The sequence below is a fragment of the Nocardia xishanensis NBRC 101358 genome (assembly GCF_001613365.1).
Lineage (GTDB): Bacteria > Actinomycetota > Actinomycetes > Mycobacteriales > Mycobacteriaceae > Nocardia > Nocardia xishanensis.
Genome location: NZ_BDCF01000114.1, coordinates 1 through 1,844 on the forward strand (window position 1 = coordinate 1; position 1,844 = coordinate 1,844).

General features: G+C 70.5%; 1 protein-coding gene and 1 pseudogene. Both read right to left on the bottom strand.

Features of this window, described 5'->3' with window-relative positions; all coding sequences use genetic code 11:
* Positions 1-133 precede the first annotated feature (133 nt).
* Positions 134-1,624, bottom strand: a complete 1,491-nt coding sequence (locus NX1_RS34890; RefSeq protein ID WP_068069440.1) for an SCO6880 family protein — start codon at positions 1,622-1,624, stop codon at positions 134-136.
* Positions 1,621-1,844, bottom strand: a pseudogene (locus NX1_RS37580) (hypothetical protein); the annotation flags it as partial. The pseudogene NX1_RS37580 and the gene NX1_RS34890, both read right to left, overlap by 4 nt.

Here is a 1,844-nt window from a genome sequence, read left to right on the forward strand (position 1 = left end):
GGGCGGGCGATGCATCCTGCCCTCGCCCGCGGGACGACCCCATTCCTCGCGTTCGACGTCCTCGCGCCGCACACGCCGCGCCGCCTCGTCTCGCTCCCGTACGGGTGGCTCGTGGTCACGTGTCATGGATCGCTCACCCCGCCAATGCCTTCGGAATCGTCGCGTGCTCCGGCAGAATCACCCCGCACCCGAGCGAGGCCGCGAAGGCCGCCGCCTGGTAGCGGTAGCACCGCCGGATCTTCAAGCGCGCCTGGGTGGACAGGTCACGCGTAATGGCTTCGATGCGCGGAAGATCGCCGCGCAGTGGCTCGGTGATGGTCACCAGCGCACCGAAGCGGGTCACACCGTGACCCCTCGCCTGTTCCTCACGGGCCTGCTGGGTGGCGCCGACCCGCAGGGTCGCGGCGGCCGAGACGACGCCGCGTTCGCTCTGCTGTGCCACCAGCGCGTTCTTGAAGTCGTCGTCGACGATCTCGGCGGCGTCGGCGGCCGAGTGCGGCCGGTACACGATCGCGATGCGCTTGCGCGGCACCTCGGGGTTGGGCGCGAGCAGCCGCTGCAGCACCCGCTCGTCCACCGCGCCCTCGGGGGCGGCGTCCATCTCCCACGTCACCGAGCGGCCGCCGTCGTGAATCAGGTGGTCCCACTTCTCGTCGTGCGAGACCGGGCCCGCGTCGGCCCAATCCAGCCCGTGCCCTTCGGGTTCGGAGGCGGCGACCTCGAGATCGGCCTGCGAGGCCGGGTCGTAGCTGCGCCGGATGAAGGCGATCACCTCGTCGGCCGACATCGGCTGGGCGCGCACGCCCGCCTCGGCGAGTGCCGCGCAGATGCCGGGCAGGCGCCTGCCGATCTCGACGGCCTCCTCGGCCGGGTTCTTACGGCGTTCCGCGGTGGTGGCCTTGAACGTGATGGCGACGCGCGGCAGCAACTGCACCCGCTCCTGCGGCAGCTCGGTGGCCAGCTCGTACATCACCTGCTGGGCCAGTTCCGGCGCCTCGGGACGGGTGATGGTGGAAACCTCGGTGAGCAAACGGTTTCCGGTTTCGGGAACGGTGTCGATCACCGGAACCACGGCCACGATGTCGCTGGTCTGACCCACCGACGCCAAGAAGGTGCCCCACGCCGAGACCCAGCGGTCGATCACCGGCTGGTCCACCGCCTCGTGGCCCTGCGGCCAAGCCCGCAGCACCACGGTGTACTGCGCGAACTGCGGCAGGTGGATCATGCCGAAGCTGTAGCCGCCCGCGTCGATACCCTCGTACAGCTTCGAGGGGGCGAGCAGGCCCGGCAGCCGCGTGACGCCGCCGGGGATGCGGGAGAAACGCCCGCCCCGGTACACGTGCTCGCCGTTGTTTCGCGAGCGCATCCAGTTGAACATCATCAATCCCGTCTCATAACCGGAGCGGCCCCCCGTCCGCCACACCAGTGGAACCATCACCGCCACGCCGACGCCGCCGACGATGAGACCCCATTGGAAGCCGCCGACCATCGCGCAGATCAGCGCGGTGATCACGACAACGAAGCCGATCACCGTCTCTTCCCAGCGCAGGCCGAAAAGGCCTGCGCTGCGCGGCTTCTGCCACAGCCCGTAGGAACGGCGCTCGTAGGGTTCGGTCATCGTCATCGCGGAATGGTGCTCCTCCCGAGGTCGGGCGAGCGGTTCGCCCAACGGTCGCCTGCGACATCACCCATGGATTCGTCGACGTTGCGCATACTGCCCGCCGCGGCTCTCGCCGCTCCGATGCGGCCTGCCGCCCGCGCTGCACCGGACGGTACTCCGGCCGAGCCCTGCGGTCCGGAGGCGCGCGGTGGTTCTCCCGCCCCGCCTCCGCCGCCACCGCCGC